The organism is Virgibacillus pantothenticus (assembly GCF_018075365.1).
GTDB classification, from domain to species: Bacteria; Bacillota; Bacilli; order Bacillales; family Amphibacillaceae; genus Virgibacillus; species Virgibacillus pantothenticus.
This window is the reverse complement of sequence record NZ_CP073011.1, coordinates 2,399,863-2,419,424: the sequence shown is the minus strand read 5'-3', so window position 1 is coordinate 2,419,424 and position 19,562 is coordinate 2,399,863. Positions and strand designations below refer to the sequence as shown.

Here is a 19,562-nt window from a genome sequence, read left to right as displayed (position 1 = left end):
TAATTTTGGTAAACTAAAATTTTATGGATTATAATGTTAAAATAAAAAGAGTATATTTATATATGCTGATGTGGGGTGATACCACTGCAGGAAATAATTTCGATTGTAATCGCGTATATATTTGGGTGCTTGAATGGCGCTTACTATATAGGGAAGCTATATTATAGACAAGATATTAGGGAATTAGGCAGTACAAATGCAGGTGCTAGAAATGCGGGGAGAGTCTTTAGTCGTTCTGCATTTATTTTTACAGTAGTAATAGATGCTATAAAAGTGATTATTCCCTTAATAATAGCTACAAAGCTGTTGGAAATGAACTCCATTTTAATAGCATGTATGGCAATTGCGCTCCTGTTGGGACATCTATGGCCTGTTCAGTTAGGCTTTCGAGGAGGGAAAGGAGTGGTTGTCTACTTGGCTGCTGCACTTGTCTTAGCGCCGATCCCTTTGCTTGTTTGCGGTGTGACAATTTTAATTGGATATCAAATCCACAAAAATCTCACGCTTATTGCGATGATTGGATTTTGCACGATACCTGTAGGCTTATTATTACTTGATAGAAGTATAGAGTTGACAGCAACGTTTCTCATTATGCTGTCTATTGTTGTAATTATGCATAGAAATGGGGACTAATTATGAAAGAATCATTATCTGTTGTATATAAAATAGCAGATTTAGCAGAAGAATTGGAGCAAATCTATCGTTTAAACTATGAGACATTTGTCGAAGAAATACCACAACACGAAACAAATCATGAACATAGGTTGGTAGATCGCTTTAACGATAAAAACACATATGTCGTTGCGAAGCGAAACGATGAAGTAATCGGAATGATTTCTGTCAATGATCAGCGACCTTTTTCGCTCGATCAAAAACTGAACAATTTAGATGACTTTTTACCAGAGCATGCTATACCTTGTGAAATACGATTACTGGCTATTAAAAAACAATATCGCGGTGGCCGTATTTTCTATGGGCTTTGTGAAAGATTAGTAGATTATTGTTTGGAAAAAGGCTTTAATATGGCGGTTATTTCCGGCACGTTAAGGCAAACGAAACTATATAAACATTTAGGATTTCAAGCTTTTGGACCGCTCGTCGGGACAGAAGAAGCACCTTATCAACCGATGTATTTAACGAAGAAAAATTTTGAACGTGCTTCTAAATTATTTGAACGTATGCTTCGAAAAGAAGAACAACGAAATCATTATAACTTTTTACCAGGCCCCGTTGAAGTATCGAATGAGGTAAAAAAAGCATGGGGTGATAAAGCAGTATCGCATCGTGCTAAAGATGTACATGATGTAATAGAAAATGTACAGCAACAGCTATGTAGGTTAACGAAAGCCAATTATGTGGAGATCGCCGTAGGTACAGGAACACTTGCTAATGATATGATTGCAGCACAATTAACAACTATTTCAAGTAAAGGATTAGTTTTAGCAAACGGAGAATTTGGCGAGCGTTTGATCAAGCATGCTTCGCGCTTTAATCTTTCTTTCTACACGATTACAAAGCCTTGGAGTAAGCCGATTTCTTTAGCTGAAATCGAACAAACATTGGACAAACACCGTGAAATTGGCTGGTTGTGGACGGTACACTGTGAAACGTCCACGGGATATGTTTATCCGTTGGAAAAATTAAAACAGCTTTGTAACAAGTATGGCGTGCGTTTATGCATGGATACATGTAGTACGGTTGGTGTGATGTCAGTTGATTTAGCATCCGTTTATTTAGCAAGTACCGTAAGCGGGAAAGGTCTCGGGTCTTATCCTGGATTGGCAATTGTGTTTCATCAGGAAAAGCTGTTACCAAACGAGGCGATCCCTAGTTATTTAGATCTTGGGAAGTATCAAATAAATGGCAGTATACCATATACGCATTCTTCCAATGGACTGTTTGCATTACAAGCTGCATTACAACAGCTGCAACCAGAAAGAACCGAATTGTTCAGGGAAATTTGTCAAGAATTTCAAAAAGCAGGTATGGAAGTATTAACAGGGGAAAATTACTCACCAGGTATTGTAACGATTTGTTTAAATCCGATGATCGACTCAAGGAAATTCGGTGATGCTTTAAAGCAAAAAGGCGTTCATGTAAGCTATGAAAGTGGTTATTTACTAAATCATAACTGGTTTCAAGTGGCTATTATGGGTCAGCACCAAGCGTCTAATATTCTAAAGGGGATAAAGATTATTGTTGAGGTGTATCAACAGTTTTCAAAAGCGAAGGAGTTCAGTCGATGCGAAAGTTAAGTCTGTTCATAGAAAGAAATTTACTAGTTACGTTCATTATCCTTTTATGGTTGAAAACAGTGATCGTTTCTTTTACTAGCTTTCAATTACCACTATATTCTTGGCTCGATGTCTTCATCGTCTTTGTTAATCCAATTGGAATTATTATGCTAATGTTTGGTCTTAGTTTCTTTTGGAGAAAGCAACTGTCTCCAGTTACTTTATTGATTATCTATGTATTGATGCTGGGCTTATTGTATGCAAATGTACTTTATTATCGATTTTATATTGATTTTGTTACGGTATCTGTTTTTCTGCAACTAAATAATGTAGGAGGATTAGGTCCAAGTACAGTTGAATTGTTTTCACCATTTGATATTTTGTTATTTATAGATATTGTAGTTATTGGCTATATCGTATTTAAAATGAAAAAACAGAAGCAACAGCCGGTAGTCCCAAATAAGAAAAAATATGCGTTTACTGGTTTGGCGTTTATTGTCATGACATTTGCGACTGCACTTATTCAAAATCCACATCTGCTGCAAACAGGATACGATCGGGAAGAACTCGTACAATCACTTGGCTTATATAATTATCAACTAATCAATCTGGCAGATGGTGTGAAAGCTCCGATAACGAAAGCTTTTGCAGATGAGACAGATGTACAAGAAGTTCAATCGTATATGAAAGGAAATGGAGAAGAAGAATCTTTTCCAGAATTTGGAATAGCTGAAGGAAAAAATATTGTTTTCATTAGCCTTGAGTCTACACAAAATTTCGTTATCAATCTAAAAGTGAATGGAGAAGAAGTGACTCCTTTTTTAAATGAGTTAATTCGTGACAGTTTTTATTTTAATAATATTTATGATCAAGCAGCCCAAGGAAAAACATCAGACGCTGAGTTTATGATTAATACCGGATTATATCCGCTCCCGAGTGGCTCTGTATTTGTTCGTAGGCCAAATAACCAATTTCAATCTTTGCCGCATATCTTACGTGAAAATGATGGTTATACAGCTGCTGCTTTTCACGGGAATGACGCTTCATTTTGGAATAGAGATGAAATGTATCAATCATTAGGCTTTGATACGTTTTTCTCGAAAAAAGACTATGACGTGACAGAAGAAAACTCCGTCAATTACGGGATTAAAGATATTCCATTTTTTGAACAATCGATGGATAATTTATCAGAACTGTCCGAGCCTTATTTGGCTAATTTCCTAACATTGACCAACCATTTTCCATTTTTATTGGAGGAAGAGGATCAAATGATTTCCCCAGCAAATACTTCTGTAGGGGTTGTGAACCGATATATCACAACAGTCCGCTATGAAGATCAAGCTTTACAGCGATTTTTCGAATTGCTAAAAGCAAAAGGGATGTATGAAGATACAATATTTGTTATTTATGGCGATCATTATGGCATTTCTCAAAAATACGAAGCTGGTGTGCATGAGTTATTAGGTCAGAAAGAGACAGCACTAAACCATCTTGAGTTACAAAAGGTTCCAGTGATTATACATGTGCCACATCAGAAAGGTAAAACGATTGAAACTGTAGGAGGGGCAATTGATATCCATGCAACTATTTTAGAATTAATGGGTATACGAGATAGTGAACAAATGAATTTTAGTCGAAACTTATTTACAAGAGATAACGAAGCCCCAGTCGTGTTTCGAGATGGAAGTATCGTTACGAAGGATTACGCTTATCTAAATGGTCGTTGCTTTGATAAACAAACGAAAAAAGCCGTTAGCGCAAACAAATGTACAACTCATTTGGAAACTGCACGAAATGAGTTGCATGCTTCTGATCAAATTATCCTTGGGGATTTATTTCGGTTTATGGGGAAATAGGAAATACAATGAGACTTATAAAGTTAAAAGGTGCTGTAAGGTTCCCACTTCAAGAGTTGGATAATCTGTGTAATGCACCAAGTCTAAGTGGGAGTTAACAGCACCTAACTGCTCGATTTCGTAAGAGACCTTTAGGTCATACTATTACGGTATTAATAATAGGTGGGGATGATGAAAACCCCACGGATGAAGATTTTTTTATAAAAAATAGTAGTAGGGAGGGGAGAGTCCCCTCCTTTTAAATGAAAAAACGTACTTTTATATAGCATAAAAAAAGATAAATCATACCAATATTGTTAGCTCGACAAGATTTCCGTTGTGAGCGATAAGTGTAAAAAAGTCTATATTTTCCACTTGCAGCTATAAGAAATGTAATATCATCTAAATCATTAACGGTGTCCATGACGCACTAGGTAGCGCCACAATGGAACCGGTTTAGGAGAGGGGTATAACTTATCACGAGAAGATAATGGAAAAACGACAGTGATCATTTCCTTCTGTTTTACAGCTGATCCTTTTAATTTGCTCGGTCTGTAATACGCTTTGAAACATAGAGGTCTCACAATGACAAGCTATTTTAAATGATTGAGCGATCGCTAATAATGGGCAATTATGCTCAACAAGTTCGTAAGTTTTAGTACCAGTTTGTTTATATTCAGCCATATATCCCTTTTCGTTTTGCAGCCTCTTAAGTTCAAACATTTTTTCTTCTGGTGATTTATGTTGCATGTGAACGGCATATTCTTTGCTTAAGCGCTGTTTACGCTTTTCAAATAATTGTTGGATTGCCTTGTCACCGTAAATCGTTTGAATATCGTTTAGAAATTCTATACTAAGCGTCTCATAACTTTTCGGAAATAACCGCTCGCCTTTTACTGATAAAATGTATTGTTTGATTGGTCTGCCAATTGGCTGCTTCATTTCCACAGAGGAAATAAGCCCTTCCTTTTCCATGGTAGATAAATGCTTTCTTACAGCCATATCTGTAATCTGCAGATGTTGTATAAAGTCTCCAACTGTTAGCTTGCCTTCTTTTTTTAACAGATATAATATTTTGTCTTTCGTTGTTTTTCGCTTCATAGAATCACCTTTACCCCGTATATAAGGTGCTTGTAAGACTTCTCACTTAAGGAGTTGGATAACAAAGTCTAAGTGGAGAGATAACAGCACCTAAATCCCTATCTAACAATCAGTGGGTGATGAATGAATACCCGCCTGATGGAAGATGCACTTTACCCTGCATGTAAGTTCTGTAAGACTCTTCTGTCAATTCTGGGTTGATACAAAAAGGTACAAACGGAAGAAAACGGCACCTACATGCTTAATTCGTTCGGAACGTTATTGTTGATCATGAGACGAACGACACGCAGATCAAAAATCTACCTTTGTTTTACTTTGATTAATAGGGAAAACTCCTACTAACAAGAGGTTTGACTTATTCAATTGTATAAAAAATTCATCGTTTGCAAATAGGATCATTATTGCAAATTTTGGAACGAATACAATTATTATTTTGCAAGCAAATCATTTGCTATTATATGTAACGTAAGCTATTCTTTTTGCATATTTATTATACCAATAAGTATAATAAATGCAATGCATCCATAGTGATTTCTATGAAATGCCATGTGATTAAACTTTATTTCGTTTATCCCGTCGTATATAAGGTGCTGTAAGACTCCCACTTCGGGAGTTGGTAATCTGTACAGCAACAAGTCTAAGAGGCAGATAACAGCACCTAAATTCCCGATTCGTTCATCTAAAAAATCAGTGGGGGTGAATGAAAACACCCCACTGATTGAAGATTCACTTTTATTAACATATCTTATTTCTAAAACGCAGGAGGGGACAGCTGTGAAACTTGTCGGAGTAGCTGGTTCATTAGTTGGTGAAAAAACGTCGCAAGCAGTATATGACGTTTTACTTGCAGCCAGAAGGGTTGATAAACAAATCGAGACAGAGTTAATAGACCTCAAAGAATATGATGTAGAGTTTGTTAAAGGAGCTCCTTTAGCTTACTATAATAAGGATACATGGAAGGTAGTAAATACCGTATTAGCTGCTGATATGATTGTTTTTGGCTCGCCTATTTATCAGGCATCTATTTCGGGCGCTTTAAAAAATTTGCTTGACCATTTTCCGGTAGATGCTTTTAAATCAAAAGTTACGGGAATTGTTACTACTGCAGGCTCTAATAAACATTTTCTCGTATCGGAATATCAATTAAAGCCTATTCTTGCTTATTTAAAAGGAATTATCCCTACTTGTAGTGTTTTTATTAACAACGACTGTTTTAATGATGATAATGAAATTATTGATCAAGATGTAAAAGAAAGAATAGGTAAACTAGCTAAAGAAATGATTGAAATCAAACAGCGTGAACAAAGCAAAAACATCAAATAGCTTGGTTTTACATATATATCTGACAAAATAAACCATTTATTTTTCAAACAGCAGACTACATCAATTCTGTTAAAAGCATTTCTATTTTATATGTTACCAACGTATAAAAGGAAATGCTTTTTTGTTTTGAAGCATGATATCTTTGTTCTAACTCACTGCAAGGGTTGGAAAGTGTGTACGGAACAAAACTAAGTAGGAAGATAACAGCATCTAAATGCTCGACTCGTTCAGAGGCCTTGAGGTCATATCCTTGTGGTACTAACAACCATTGGGGGATGAGAGGAAACTCACAATGATTGATTCACTTGATATTAGGAGAATTATTGGAATCCTTTTATCATAAAGAGTGTGTCGTTGTAGCCCGGATGTAAGGTGCTGTAAGAATGCCCCTTCAAGCATAAGGTAAAAGCTAAAAAGTATAAGTGGATGAAAACGGAACTTGAATTTTCAATTTTATGGAAGATCTTTTAGGCAAATCCTTTGCGGTGCTAGCAATCGGTAGGGGAAAAAGCCCACTGATAGAGGGAGCAATTTAAAGCGAATTTCATAAGTTTTGCTCGAAAAGAGCACAATAGTCAAGTGAAACAGCTTACATAGTTTGGGCTCAAAGGCTATTGAACCAATGTTGTAAGCGGATTACAATTTTATTAAAGGAGGGGCAAAGTTGTTTGATCAAAGATCTTTTAAACTATTTGAAGAAATCATGACACATGATCAGATTACTGTTTCTCAGGTCATGCGAAAATTGGATTTATCTGAACGACAATTTTACTACGATCTGGAAAAAGTGAACGATACACTAAAAAGTATGAAAATGCAGCCAATCGAGCTACACGATCAACATTTTATTGTGGATGCGAAAGTAAAAAGTCTGCTTCAGGCTGGTGCTCCTTTGGATATTTCGATACAACAAATCGTTTTATCCGAAGAGGAACGGATATATTTAATTTACTTATATACATTTATCCGTAGGGAGCCTGTTTCCAACTACCATTATCAGCAAATGTTGCAAGTGAGCAAGAATACGGCATTAACAGATGTAAAAAAAGTGAAAGATCTCTGTAAGGATAAAGGTGTCATTTTTCAATATACAAGAAAAGATGGTTACCATCTTACTGGTGCGGAAATGGCGAAAAGAAGATTAGCAAGCTTTTGCTTGAATTACTTGCTCGCAAAGTCGCTAGGTAAAGAAATGATTGTACTTGTATTAAAATCATGGAAACAGGAAAACTACTATGTGGATACACAGGTAACTGTAAATGAATTTTTACAAAGTCACAACATCCATCTCGTAAAAGACAGGAAAACAGAAGTTATCTTCCATCTCACATTAATTCGAATTCGAAATACAAAACGAGTACCTTTGTTTTCGGAAGGTGAGAAGAAATTGTTGCGTTCACAACGTATCTTTGGGCAAACGCAACAACTAGCAGAACAACTTTTTCCAGATGCTGAAGCTGAAGAAAACTATTATGTAACGCTCCAGTTATTAATTGCACTGCGGGAAGCAAAGCTTGAGGAAAACCCTTATTTAGCAAAATTGACCGTGCAAATTATCGAAGCGTTTGAAAAGAACACATTACTTCCGATAGAGAATAAAACCTATTTGCAACAAAGTTTATATAATCACCTAGTGCCGGCATTTTTTAGAATCATGTTTGAAATCCCGCTTGTGAACCCTTTAACATCGGAAATTAAACAAAAGTATATAGATTTATTCCAATTTGTAAAGCGGTCGCTAGCCCCTCTATCGACATGGACCAAAAAGGCAATCAGTGATGAAGAAATTGGTTTTTTTACCCTTCATTTTGGGGGATACCTTGAAAGAAATAGACACAAAAATACAACTGAAATTCATGCATTAATTGTTTGTTCAAATGGTATTAGTTCATCGATTATGCTTCGCGCACAATTAAAAGAGATGTTTCCAAGTATACATTTTTCCAGGGTGCACACGGTTGAACAAGTATGCTTGATCCCTTTATCGAGCTATGACTTAATATTCTCAACAGTAGAGGTTGAGTCACCAAAACCAGTTTTTGCTGTGAAACCGTTGCTCTCAAAGATAGAAAAAAATTATTTAATCGAATCCGTAATGAAACAATTTCCGAATTTGAATAATTATGATTTTTCAATGGATCAAATTATGGAAGTGATCTCCAAATATACGGAAATCAAAGACGAAAAAAAGCTGTTTTCAGAACTCGTTGATGTTATTCATCTAAGTCATACAGATACAGGAGGTTATAAACCAATGCTCTCAGAACTACTAACACAAGATATGATCCAATTTACAGAAGAACCCTTAGATTGGAGGACCGCTGTGGCTAAAGCAGCCCAACCTTTGCTAAAAGCACATAAAATTAAACCAGAATATATTGAAGCTATGAATAAAAAGATTGAAGAAGTAGGAACTTATATTCATATCGGTAATGGTATTGCCATACCACATGCACGACCTGAAGAAGGTGTCGTAAATTTAGGGATGTCGTTTTTAAGAACAAAAACTCCAGTGAAGTTGTTGGGCAAAGATGAGCATAAAATTGATATTTTCATTTGTTTAGCAGCCATTGATAATGAGGCACATCTAAAAGCATTGTCGCATTTAACAAAGTTGCTTTCAGATAGTTCAACGCTGCAAGCTTTAAAATCTGCTCAAACACCTCAGGAAGTTATAGAGATTATTAAATAAAAGGAGATGAAAGCAATGAAATTTTTAGCAGTTTGTGGGTCAGGTTTAGGGACAAGCTTTATGGTAGAAATGAATATTCAACAAATTTTGCAGGAATTAGGTGTCACAGGGGTAGAGGTGTCTCACTCTGATTTGAGCTCAGCCGCTCCTGGAGATGCAGATGTCTACTTTTTAGCCAAAGATATTGCTGAAGGAGGTGCTCATCTAGGCGAAGTCGTAGTGCTCGACAATATTATTGATATGGATGAATTGAGGAACAAAGTCACCAAAGTAGTGAAAGAAAAAAATCTAATTTAAAACTTAACTTAAGGAAAGGATGACTCCCATGAATAAATTCTTAAGTGTTTTAGTCGATATTTTAAGCCAGCCGGCTATTTTAGTTGCCGCCATTGCACTAATCGGTTTATTAGCCCAGAAAAAGAATTTATCTGAGATCATGAAAGGTGCTATAAAAACATTTGTTGGCTTTATTGTCATCGCTTCAGGAGCTGGGATCTTAGAACAAGGTCTTTCTCCATTCGGTGCGATGTTCCAAGAAGCATTTCATGTATCAGGGGTTGTACCGAACAATGAAGCCATCGTTGCATTAGCTTTAAATGAATATGGAACAAATACAGCATTAATCATGTTTTTTGGAATGATTGTAAACGTATTAATTGCTCGGTTTACTAGGTATAAGTATATCTTCTTAACAGGTCATCATACACTTTACCTAGCATGTATGTTTGCTGTAATTATGGCAGTAGCAGGTTTTGACACGATACCATTAATTGTTGCAGGAGCAGTTGCATTAGGAATTGTTATGACACTATCTCCAGCTATTTTACAACCATTTATGAGACAGCTAACTGGAAATGATAATGTTGCTTTAGGACATTTTAGTGCTGTTGGTTATGCTATTAGTGGCTTAACTGGAAAATTATTCAAAAATAGTAGGGAACAATCAACGGAAAATATTAATTTTCCGAAAGGCCTTGGGTTTTTACGTGATAGTACTGTAAGTATCGCATTAACAATGATTGTTATGTACGTTATTGTTGCATTCTTTGCTGGTTCTACATTTATCGAAACAGAATTAAGTGATGGGACTAATTATCTTGTGTTTTCTTTAATGAAAGGTGGTAGCTTTGCTGCTGGTGTATTTATTATCTTATCTGGAGTTCGTCTCGTATTAGCAGAAATTATTCCCGCGTTTAAGGGGATTTCTACAAAGATTGTGCCAAATGCCAAACCGGCGCTTGATGTTCCAATTATTTACACGTATGCACCAAATGCAGTATTAATTGGATTTTTCAGTAGCTTTATTGGCGGAATATTCAGTATGGCAATTATGTTTGTTGCTGGAACGACGATTATCCTCCCTGGTGTAGTACCTCACTTCTTTACTGGAGCAGCAGCAGGTGTTTTAGGAAATACAACAGGTGGGATTAAAGGTGCTGTTGCTGGATCGTTTGTAAACGGAATTATTATTTCGTTTTTACCAGTATTTTTATTACCAGTTCTTGGAGAATTAGGGTTTGCTAATACAACCTTTTCTGATGCAGACTTTGGCGTTTCAGGAATCTTCTTCGGATCACTGGCAAACTACGCGGGGCCAATCGCAATTGTTATTAGCTTAATCGTGATTCTTGGCATTATGCTCATTCCTTTTGGCAAGAAAAAAGAGTCCACGGAAAATGCTTAAGTAAAGAAATCATATAAAAAAACTAACTGGAGGAATCATCTATGACGGAATCAGAGAAAAACGTAGCCAATTTATCCATTAACACCATACGTACACTGACCATTGATAGTGTAGAAAGGGCCCAGCATGGGCATCCGGGTATGCCGATGGGGGCAGCTCCAATGGCGTATAGTTTATGGAAACATGTGATGAACATGAACCCTAAGAATCCAGACTGGTTTAATCGTGATCGATTTGTCTTATCTGCAGGGCATGGTTCTATGCTACAATATTGTTTACTACATCTAGCGGGATATGATTTACCGTTGGAGGAGTTGAAAAACTTTAGACAATTAGGAAGTAAGACAGCGGGTCACCCAGAATTTGGAGTTACACCTGGAGTGGAAGTGACTACAGGTCCACTTGGACAAGGCATACCTGCTTGTGTTGGTTTAGCACTAGCAGAAAGACATTTAGCTGCGACTTATAATCGCGAGGGTTATCCAATCGTTGACCATTACACGTATACCATATGTGGTGATGGCGATTTGATGGAAGGTATTTCTTATGAAGCTGCTTCTTTAGCAGGGCATTTGAAATTAGGTCGCCTAATCGTTCTATATGACTCCAATGATATTAGCTTGGATGGAGAACTGGCACTATCGTTTTCTGAAGATATCAAGCAGCGATTTGAATCTTGTCATTGGCAATACTTGTATGTAGAAGACGGTAATGATGTAGAAGGAATTAAACAAGCAATACTAGAAGCAAAAGCCGAGAAAGACCGCCCAACCATTATAGAAATTAAAACGAAAATCGGCTACGGTGCTCCTACTATTGAAGGCAAAAGTGATGCGCATAGCGATCCTATCGGTATAGAAGAAATTAAACGGGCAAAAGCATTTTATAAATGGAACTATGAGGAAGACTTCTATGTACCAGAAGGAGTATATGAAGATTTTCGTAGCATTCAAGAAAATGGAAGTAAGAAAGAGGAACAGTGGAATGAATTGTTTAGACAGTACGAGCAAGCTCACCCTGAACTTGCTGTAGAATTAAAGCGAGTTATTGCAGGGGAGTTACCGGAAAATTGGGATGAAGATTTACCTGTTTATAAGGAAGGAAATACACTCGCTACTCGAGCTTCAGCAAGTGAAGTGCAACAAGCATTAGCAAATCATTTTCCAGAGTTAGTCGGAGGGTCTGCAGATTTAAATGCTTCAACGAAAACAAGGCTGCAAGCATTTGCTGATTTAACAGAACAAGACTATGCAGGCAGAAACATTTCCTTCGGTGTTCGAGAGTTCGCTATGGGAGCCATCGCCAATGGAATGGCTCGTCACTATCTCAAACCTTTTGTAAGTACATTCTTTGTTTTTTCTGATTACTTGCGTCCAGCTATTCGTCTATCAGCATTAATGGGGCTTCCAGTGACATATGTGTTTACACATGATAGTGTAGCGGTCGGTCAAGATGGCCCCACACATCAGCCTGTTGAGCATTTAGCTTCTTTTCGAGCAATGCCAAATATCACTGTGGTCAGACCAGCTGATGCAAATGAAACGAAAGAAGCTTGGAAAATTGCTGTAGCGCAAAAGGATCGTCCAACTATTCTTGTGCTTGGTCGTCAAAATGTACCAACATTAAAGGCGACAGAAGAAAAAGGACAAATTGGTGTTGCAAAAGGAGCCTATGTTATTTCAGAGGCTAAAGAAGCACCACAAGGTATTCTAATCGCTGCCGGTTCTGAGGTGCATTTGGCATTAAAAGCACAAGATGCGCTTGCTGCTGAAGGTATCTTTGTAAATGTTGTCAGTATGCCTTCTTGGGATTTATTTGATAAGCAAACAGAGGAATATAAAGAAAGTGTCTTACCAAGTAGTTTGCAAGCTCGCCTATCGATTGAAATGGGGTCTAAGGTCGGCTGGAAGGAGTACACTGGGTGTAAAGGTGCCGTAATGAGTATTGATTCATTTGGTGTTTCTGGCCCAGGAGAACAGGTTATCGAGCAGTTTGGGTTTACCGTAGAAAATGTAGTAAAAAACTTTAAAGGTCTTTTATAGAACGGTAGTAAACACGGGATACTTTGATGGTCCAAATTTTATAAGTATCCCGTTTTTTTGATCTTGGGTAGTTCACAAAACTTGTTTCATGTTAAAGAGTGCTTGTTATCGTTTCCTTAAGTAGTGATGCACAGTAAGCGTAATTGTGTCGGACTTTTCGATAGTGTTGATACACACTGAAAAACTTTAAAATTCTTTATTCCAAAACGGTAAAAATAATTTAACACCACGTTTATTAAATGGTAAAATCTTACTATCTGCAACTAAATGGGTAATATATCCAATCAGGCATGTATAATACACCCCCTCCACCCGCAGCGACTGATGTAAATAAAAAGCAATAAATCCAAAAAATATAACACCTAAAATCGAATGTGTATAACTTCTATGAGCTACAAGTGAAGCCATAATAATATAAATCCCTAATAACAGCAGCCATTGTTCCTCTAATGCTAATCCGCCAATGATGACACCTACGCCTGTGATGGTGAGCATATGCTTTTGTTTAAGGCGAATGGATATAGAGAGCAACGCAAATCCACTGCCAGCTCCTATCCATTGTTTCATCCCTTCTCCTTCATAAAAACTATAGATGATAAGCAAAAGCCCGATGACTTGAGCAATCGTCCGAAATAGTTTATGCGATAAAGTAATTTTACCGCGTAATTTTCCATCAATATCAAGATCTGGTATTAACGCTGAAATCGTTCCTAGGCTAACGAGTAAAGCTGTTTCTGCAGGAGGACTTTGTAAGTTGTTTGCGATAATAAAGCCGGTCACCGTACCAATTGCTGCATGCGTTGTACCGTTCATGTTAAGAAATCCTCCTTTCTAGGATTGCTAGAGCGTTTTTTTAATAAAGTATAAGAAACTATAAAATGATGTGCTTATGGATAACGAAATAACCGAATAGCCACGTCCGGCTCATGAGCCCAGCAAACTAGGTGGCTTTAGAAATGCGCCCTACGATATGCTTCTCCTAAGTAAGAAGAAAAATAATGCTTGGAAAATGTAGAGCAAGCAGACCTTTAATTCTTTATTCATTGTACACCAAAATGTGTGTTCTGTTTAGTGAAAAACGTGGCTGGGACTTAAGAAAATACTATATAGCAAAAGCCGCAATTATAAATGGATTGTCTGGCTGAATAACTTATTGATTAATGCGCATGCAAATTTGGCTTTGTTCAAAAACGTACCCCAAATAGCCGCATCTACAGATTTTCTTCTTTATCCCGCATATAAATTGCTGTGAGACTCCCACATTAGGGAGCTGGATAATCTTGTACTGCAACAAGTCTAATCAGTAGATAATAGTACCTAAATGCCGATTTGTTTATCTAAGGAGAAAATAATCCAAAATTAGTACCAGATACTAAAACTATATGTTAAAATGAAGTCATATAAATGCAACATAGAAGGAGATTAGATACATGTACTATTTTTGTGCCAATGCTTTAAAAATAATTCTCAGCATGTTTGGAAGAATAAAGGTGTATCAAAAAGAAAATACGAATGTACCGGGTGGTTTTGTACTTGCCTGTACACATACAGGTTGGGTAGATATCCTGTGGCTCGGAGTTAGTATGTTACCTGTTAAAATCCATTATATGGCTAAAAAAGAGCTGTTTCAGTCGCGGTTTTTAAAGTGGTTTATGGAACAGTTGCATGCGTTTCCTGTGGATAGAAAAAATCCTGGACCAAGTGCGATAAAAATACCAAGGAAGCTATTGAAGGCAGGGAAAGTTGTTGGCGTATTTCCTAGCGGCACAAGAACAAGTGAGGAAGTCCCCCTAAAAAGGGGTGCAGTTACAATGGCGGGATATGCTAAAGTTCCCATCGTACCAGTTGCTTATCAAGGTCCAAATAACTTGAAAGACCTTTTTAAACGAGTAAAACCGCGAATCATTTTTGGAGAACCAATTTTTCTACCTGAAGAACTGCCTTTAAAGCAAGGCATGGAAGTTATGATGGAACAATTGGAACTGTCTTTACATGATTTACAAAAACAACTGCAAGCTTTCGAATAAGCATCCAGAATGGGGAGAAGACGTGCGACATGTGCGGTGGGGATTTAAAAAAACCACGGCATAACGTTTTCTTTTCCATCAACAATACGATACAATTTTCTAATAAACGTTTGCACGAAGTAATGGAACAAGCTGATGCTTGAAAAGGTTATTTCTATTTATACTGTAAATACAGATTGATTGGTGATTTACATGGCGGAATTAAAAAAGAAACGATGGTTGTTTATTATTACAATTGGATTAGGGACACTATTGAACCCGCTAAACTCATCCATGATCGCGGTTGCAGTTACACGCCTTCAGGAGGATTTTGCGTTATCATTTGTACATGCTTCATGGCTGATCTCTATTTTTTATTTAGCAAGTGCAGCAGGTCAGCCAGTGATGGGAAAACTAAGTGATATGTTTGGTCCAAAACGGTTATTTATGACCGGATTAATGCTTGTAGCATTGGCTTCATTGCTAGCACCTTTTTCTCCAAATTTTCTTTTTTTGTTAGCTTGTCGAGCATTGCAGGCCATTGGCAGTTCCACTTTATTTCCTAGCGGTATGAGCATGATTCGGACATATATAACAGAAGGACAAGGACGGGCACTTGCAATTTTGTCTATATTCGCATCCACATCGGCAGCCTTTGGTCCATCCATTGGAGGTTTCTTCATTGATTTATGGGATTGGCAAGCCATTTTTTTCATTAACTTTCCATTTATTCTGATGTCGTTTCTTTTAGCTATATTTATTTTACCGGATACGAAAGAAAATCTTGCTTTAAAGCAGATAGATCTTATTGGAATTGGTTTATTCATTGCGTCCATAACGAGCCTAATTCTGTTTTTGCTTTCGTTTGAGGAGGGAAATATTCGCTGGTGGGCACTCTTTGCCTTCCTGATAACTTCGGGAATTTTTTATAAATTTGAAGCGCAGCATCGAGCACCATTTATGGATGTGACCAGTTTAAAGAAGAATACGAAGGTAACCATGGTTTATGGGCAATTTATGAGTATTAATCTCATTTATTATTGTTATTTTTTCGGTTTCCCAATCTTTCTTCAACAGGCCCTTACTTATAGCGAAACACAGACAGGGATTATTATGCTAGCACTTGCCGGTTTTGGCGTAATTATTGCACCATTGGCAGGGCGTATGATCGATAAATTAGGGTCGAAATTACCAGCAGTGGTAGGGATAGGCTTGCTAGTAATCGGTACAGGATTATTATTAACGTACCATGAAACTTCTTCGTTAGGCTGGTTACTTGTAATAATGAGCGTTTTAGGTGCTAGTAACGGATTTAACAATATTTCCATGCAGACGGCATTATATGAAAATATAAGACCAGAGGATACAGGACAAGCTTCGGGTTTATTTCAAACGAGCAGGTATATGGGCGCCATCTTATCTTCCAGTTTATTAGGAATCATGTTTAACCAACAGGTAGGTTATGAAAATTTGCATCTAGTTGCCATTATTTGTTTAATTTTTTCCGTGTTGGTATTTGCTATGATGTTAAGGCTTCCGGGAAAATTAACGGACAGTAATAGATAGTATGAAACTATGTCGGTTAAATTTATCCCGGATGCACGAGGTTTGCAACTTTTCCATCAAGAGTCGCAACGAGACAAGGAAATCCAAAGAAATAACGGTAAATAAATTCCCCATTTGTTAGATCTGTACGATGCCAATCACAGGAGGCGTGACACGCAGAGGTGGTGTTTTTCTTTTTCCAGGGAATTTAGGATTTTTACTTTTGCTCAGTTTCAAATCAGTTTAGATGGACAAAAAACTTCGACTGATGGAAGACTCACTTGATCATTTTTCTGTTGCAAACAACTCAATAAATTGTCTAGCACTTTTTGGCAGATAACGGCCCTTGAGCCAAATAATTGCCGAGTGAGAAGTGAAAGTGTGGTCTTTAATGGTCAATGGTTTTAATCCGTGCAAATGGTGACCTTGAAGTGTGGATTCTGGAATGATGGAAGCTCCCATTTCTTCGCTAACCAACTGTAATATCATGTCTACATCAGGGCATTCACAAACAATGTTTGGATAAAGATTGCGTTTTTCAAATTGTTCCACGATTAATTCATATTGCCCTCGCCCGCTAATACGATGTAGCAAGAGTAACGGCAATTCACTTAACTTTTCCATCGTGATGGTTTCTGAAACAGTCGACCAATTTTCCGGAATTACTGCTACATAGTTTTCTGTTGGAAGGGAGAGGGAAGCAAAGGTACTCATCTCAATTGGTAAGCGAATAACCGCAACGTCAATAGTTCGTTGGAGTAATTGTTCTGCAAGTAAATAAGAATCTCCTTCTCTTAGCTGAAATTGAATGTGTGGATATTTATTATGATAGTACTTGAGCTTTTTGGGTATTTGTGGAAAGCATGTTTTTACACAGCCGATGGAAAGAGTCCCTTTTATCCCGCCGCCAATGTCTTTTACTTCCGTCATCGTTTCTTCCATATAATCAAATAAGTGATTTATTTTTTGATATAAAATGACACCTGCATCCGTTAACTCCATTTTTCTCCCATTACGCTCCATCAATCTTACACCCAACTCTGTTTCTAATGCTTTAAGACTTTGGCTTAACGGTGGTTGAGCCATATGCAGTTTTTTTGCAGCACGAGTAATTTGCCCTTCTCTTGCAATAGTTTGAAAATACCGTAACTGTCTTAAATCCAATTGTTCCCCCCCTTTTGTACACATTAAATTCTAAAAAGTATGTAATCTCAACGGAAGCTGTTTTTCAAGGGACCAGAAGATTCTAGCCTATGTTCCACCATTTAGTGACGTATGTAAGAAAAATATCCCTGGTTCCATGTTCACAATTAGTAGAAGTGAGGGAAAAGCGTGAGTAACTGGATGGTGGTTCAATAATAAACTGATGGCGCAATTTAAAACCAAAAGAAATATGTGTACTATGCAACACTGGATAATTATATATGATTTTATATATATTAGTTGCCGTTGTCAAAAAGTATATCATTTTTATATAGTTTGTTAATAAAATAGATATTATGAATATAGCAAAAATTATGATATTGTTCTAACTAAAGGTATTATTCAGAAAATTGCCTGAATACAGCACGCATTTTATGAAAACGCTTTTTAAATATGCAAGGAGGGAAACTATGCCAGCGAAAACAGGACAGCAATATATTCAACGGTTAAAACAAGCAAATAATAATGTGTATATTCATGGAGAACGAGTCGAAGATGTGACAGAACATCCAGTATTTAAAAATGTGGTTCAATCCATGGCAAAACTGTATGACCTTCAATATGAAAAACCCGACAAAATGTTGTATACATCACCAACTACAGGCGATAAAGTAAGCAAAACATTTATGGTGCCAACAACTGTTGACGAATTAGTTGAGCGCAGAGAAGCTATCATGGAATGGCAAAGTTTTACAAAAGGATTAATGGGAAGGTCGCCCGATTATTTGAATGCTGATGTGATGGCGATGGGTCAGGCAAGCGAATTCTACGCCGAGGGTGACCCTATGTTTGCTGAAAATGCTAAGAACTATGCAGCATTTTCCAGAGAAAATGATATTAGCTTAACGCATACATTGATCCACCCACAGGTAAATCGGGCAAAGATACAAGCGGAACAAAAAGATGCTAACGTCGCGTTACATGTAGTGGAAAAGAATGATGATGGGGTTATTGTCGATGGGGTTCGGTTGTTGGCGACTCAGGGTGCTATTACAGATGAAATTTTAGTGTTTCCATCGACTGTTAAAAAGTCAGGAGAGTTGGATGACCCTTACTCCTTAGCATTTGCCCTACCAAATAATACACCAGGGTTAAAATATTTAAGCCGCGAATCTTTTGTATATAGAGATAACCCATATGACCATCCGTTAAGTCATCAATTTGAAGAAGGAGATACGATCGTAGCTTTTGATCATGTACTTGTTCCATGGGACCGTATTTTTGTATTGGAGAATTCATCGATTTGTAATCGAGCTTTTGGTGAAACGAATGCTGTTGTTCATATGACACATCAAGTAGTTGCAAAAAATATTGCCAAAACAGAATTTTTGCTTGGGGTTGTATTGACTCTAATGGATTCTATCGGCATTGATGGCTTTCAGCACGTGAAAGATAAAGGCACGGAAATTATGCTCACGCTAGAAACAATGAAATCTCATTTATTCCGTGCAGAGAACAATGCAAAGCTTGATAAGTGGGGCATGATGACACCGGATTTTGCAGCGCTTGATGCTGCCAGAAATTGGTTCCCGCGTGTGTATCCGCGGATGGCAGAGATCATTCGTATTCTTGGCGCTTCTGGGATGATGGGGATACCAACCGAGGCAGATTTTGCACATGAGGAGATTGGTCCGATTCTTCACCGTGCCATGCAAGGGAAAAATGTGGAAGGATATGAGCGAGTGCAAATTTTCCGCTTAGCATGGGATTTAACAATGAGTGCATTTGGAAGCAGGCAGACACATTATGAATATTATTTCTTTGGCGATCCAATTAAAATGGGGATGGCTTACTTTGATAAATATGATAAAGAAACGTATAAAGCTCGAGTTAGAGAGTTTTTAAACAGCCAAAACATGAATAAATTACAGATTTAGGTGCTATTCAAATGAAGGAG

14 protein-coding genes are annotated in these 19,562 nt (G+C 37.3%); 11 read left to right on the top strand and 3 right to left on the bottom strand.

The window, feature by feature from the left end:
• Positions 1-75 precede the first annotated feature (75 nt).
• Genes KBP50_RS11350 through KBP50_RS11340 form a run of 3 tightly spaced genes read left to right on the top strand, consistent with a single transcriptional unit; the run spans position 76 to position 4,090 of the window.
• Positions 76-633, top strand: coding sequence for a glycerol-3-phosphate acyltransferase (locus KBP50_RS11350; RefSeq protein ID WP_072742158.1), 558 nt, complete (start codon positions 76-78; stop codon positions 631-633).
• A gap of 2 nt (positions 634-635) precedes the next feature.
• Positions 636-2,255 (top strand): GNAT family N-acetyltransferase, encoded by a 1,620-nt coding sequence (locus KBP50_RS11345; protein WP_050352456.1) that lies wholly within the window; start codon positions 636-638, stop codon positions 2,253-2,255.
• The gene (locus KBP50_RS11340; RefSeq protein WP_050352457.1) at positions 2,243-4,090 is read left to right on the top strand and encodes an LTA synthase family protein; all 1,848 of its coding nucleotides are present in this window, start codon (positions 2,243-2,245) and stop codon (positions 4,088-4,090) included. Before KBP50_RS11345 ends, KBP50_RS11340 begins: the two co-directional genes overlap by 13 nt.
• A 456-nt stretch (positions 4,091-4,546) precedes the next feature.
• Here KBP50_RS11340 and KBP50_RS11335 read toward each other — a convergent pair whose 3' ends face one another.
• The gene (locus KBP50_RS11335; RefSeq protein WP_050352458.1) at positions 4,547-5,170 is read right to left on the bottom strand and encodes a helix-turn-helix transcriptional regulator; all 624 of its coding nucleotides are present in this window, start codon (positions 5,168-5,170) and stop codon (positions 4,547-4,549) included.
• Between the two features lie 774 nt (positions 5,171-5,944).
• Between KBP50_RS11335 and KBP50_RS11330 the strand changes: the two genes are divergently transcribed.
• The 5 genes from KBP50_RS11330 (at position 5,945) to tkt (ending at position 12,911) form a co-directional block, all read left to right on the top strand.
• Positions 5,945-6,493: an NADPH-dependent FMN reductase gene (locus KBP50_RS11330; RefSeq protein ID WP_050352459.1), complete on the top strand. Its 549-nt coding sequence runs from the start codon at positions 5,945-5,947 to the stop codon at positions 6,491-6,493.
• Between the two features lie 664 nt (positions 6,494-7,157).
• Positions 7,158-9,185: a BglG family transcription antiterminator gene (locus KBP50_RS11325; protein WP_050352460.1), complete on the top strand. Its 2,028-nt coding sequence runs from the start codon at positions 7,158-7,160 to the stop codon at positions 9,183-9,185.
• Between the two features lie 15 nt (positions 9,186-9,200).
• The gene (locus KBP50_RS11320; protein ID WP_050352461.1) at positions 9,201-9,482 is read left to right on the top strand and encodes a PTS sugar transporter subunit IIB; all 282 of its coding nucleotides are present in this window, start codon (positions 9,201-9,203) and stop codon (positions 9,480-9,482) included.
• Positions 9,483-9,510: 28 nt separating this feature from the next.
• On the top strand, positions 9,511-10,869 hold the full coding sequence (locus KBP50_RS11315; protein WP_050352462.1) for a PTS ascorbate transporter subunit IIC: 1,359 nt from the start codon (positions 9,511-9,513) through the stop codon (positions 10,867-10,869).
• Between the two features lie 41 nt (positions 10,870-10,910).
• Positions 10,911-12,911 (top strand): transketolase, encoded by a 2,001-nt coding sequence (gene tkt / locus KBP50_RS11310; RefSeq protein WP_050352463.1) that lies wholly within the window; start codon positions 10,911-10,913, stop codon positions 12,909-12,911.
• A 186-nt stretch (positions 12,912-13,097) separates the two neighbouring features.
• Here tkt and KBP50_RS11305 read toward each other — a convergent pair whose 3' ends face one another.
• Positions 13,098-13,724: a metal-dependent hydrolase gene (locus KBP50_RS11305; protein WP_050352464.1), complete on the bottom strand. Its 627-nt coding sequence runs from the start codon at positions 13,722-13,724 to the stop codon at positions 13,098-13,100.
• A gap of 617 nt (positions 13,725-14,341) precedes the next feature.
• Here KBP50_RS11305 and KBP50_RS11300 point away from each other — a divergent pair.
• Both KBP50_RS11300 and KBP50_RS11295 read left to right on the top strand, forming a co-directional pair.
• Entirely contained in the window at positions 14,342-14,938 is a 597-nt protein-coding gene (locus KBP50_RS11300) for a lysophospholipid acyltransferase family protein (protein ID WP_050352465.1), read from the top strand.
• Positions 14,939-15,130: 192 nt separating this feature from the next.
• Positions 15,131-16,483 carry an MFS transporter gene (locus tag KBP50_RS11295; RefSeq protein WP_050352466.1) on the top strand — a complete coding sequence of 451 codons (1,353 nt, stop codon included), beginning with the start codon at positions 15,131-15,133 and terminating at the stop codon, positions 16,481-16,483.
• A 264-nt stretch (positions 16,484-16,747) separates the two neighbouring features.
• Here KBP50_RS11295 and KBP50_RS11290 read toward each other — a convergent pair whose 3' ends face one another.
• Positions 16,748-17,626, bottom strand: coding sequence for a LysR family transcriptional regulator (locus tag KBP50_RS11290; protein WP_050352467.1), 879 nt, complete (start codon positions 17,624-17,626; stop codon positions 16,748-16,750).
• A gap of 449 nt (positions 17,627-18,075) precedes the next feature.
• Between KBP50_RS11290 and hpaB the strand changes: the two genes are divergently transcribed.
• The gene (gene hpaB / locus KBP50_RS11285) at positions 18,076-19,542 is read left to right on the top strand and encodes a 4-hydroxyphenylacetate 3-monooxygenase, oxygenase component (RefSeq protein WP_050352468.1); all 1,467 of its coding nucleotides are present in this window, start codon (positions 18,076-18,078) and stop codon (positions 19,540-19,542) included.
• Positions 19,543-19,562 lie beyond the last annotated feature (20 nt).

Bases quoted from the DNA above. Each gene is read 5' to 3' on its own strand.
- KBP50_RS11345 (WP_050352456.1), top strand. From the start codon at position 636: ATGAAAGAATCATTATCTGTTGTATATAAAATAGCAGATTTAGCAGAA.
- KBP50_RS11340 (WP_050352457.1), top strand. From the start codon at position 2,243: ATGCGAAAGTTAAGTCTGTTCATAGAAAGAAATTTACTAGTTACGTTC.
- KBP50_RS11335 (WP_050352458.1), bottom strand. From the start codon at position 5,170: ATGAAGCGAAAAACAACGAAAGACAAAATATTATATCTGTTAAAAAAA.
- KBP50_RS11320 (WP_050352461.1), top strand. From the start codon at position 9,201: ATGAAATTTTTAGCAGTTTGTGGGTCAGGTTTAGGGACAAGCTTTATG.
- KBP50_RS11315 (WP_050352462.1), top strand. From the start codon at position 9,511: ATGAATAAATTCTTAAGTGTTTTAGTCGATATTTTAAGCCAGCCGGCT.
- tkt (WP_050352463.1), top strand. From the start codon at position 10,911: ATGACGGAATCAGAGAAAAACGTAGCCAATTTATCCATTAACACCATA.
- KBP50_RS11305 (WP_050352464.1), bottom strand. From the start codon at position 13,724: ATGAACGGTACAACGCATGCAGCAATTGGTACGGTGACCGGCTTTATT.
- KBP50_RS11300 (WP_050352465.1), top strand. From the start codon at position 14,342: ATGTACTATTTTTGTGCCAATGCTTTAAAAATAATTCTCAGCATGTTT.
- KBP50_RS11295 (WP_050352466.1), top strand. From the start codon at position 15,131: ATGGCGGAATTAAAAAAGAAACGATGGTTGTTTATTATTACAATTGGA.
- hpaB (WP_050352468.1), top strand. From the start codon at position 18,076: ATGCCAGCGAAAACAGGACAGCAATATATTCAACGGTTAAAACAAGCA.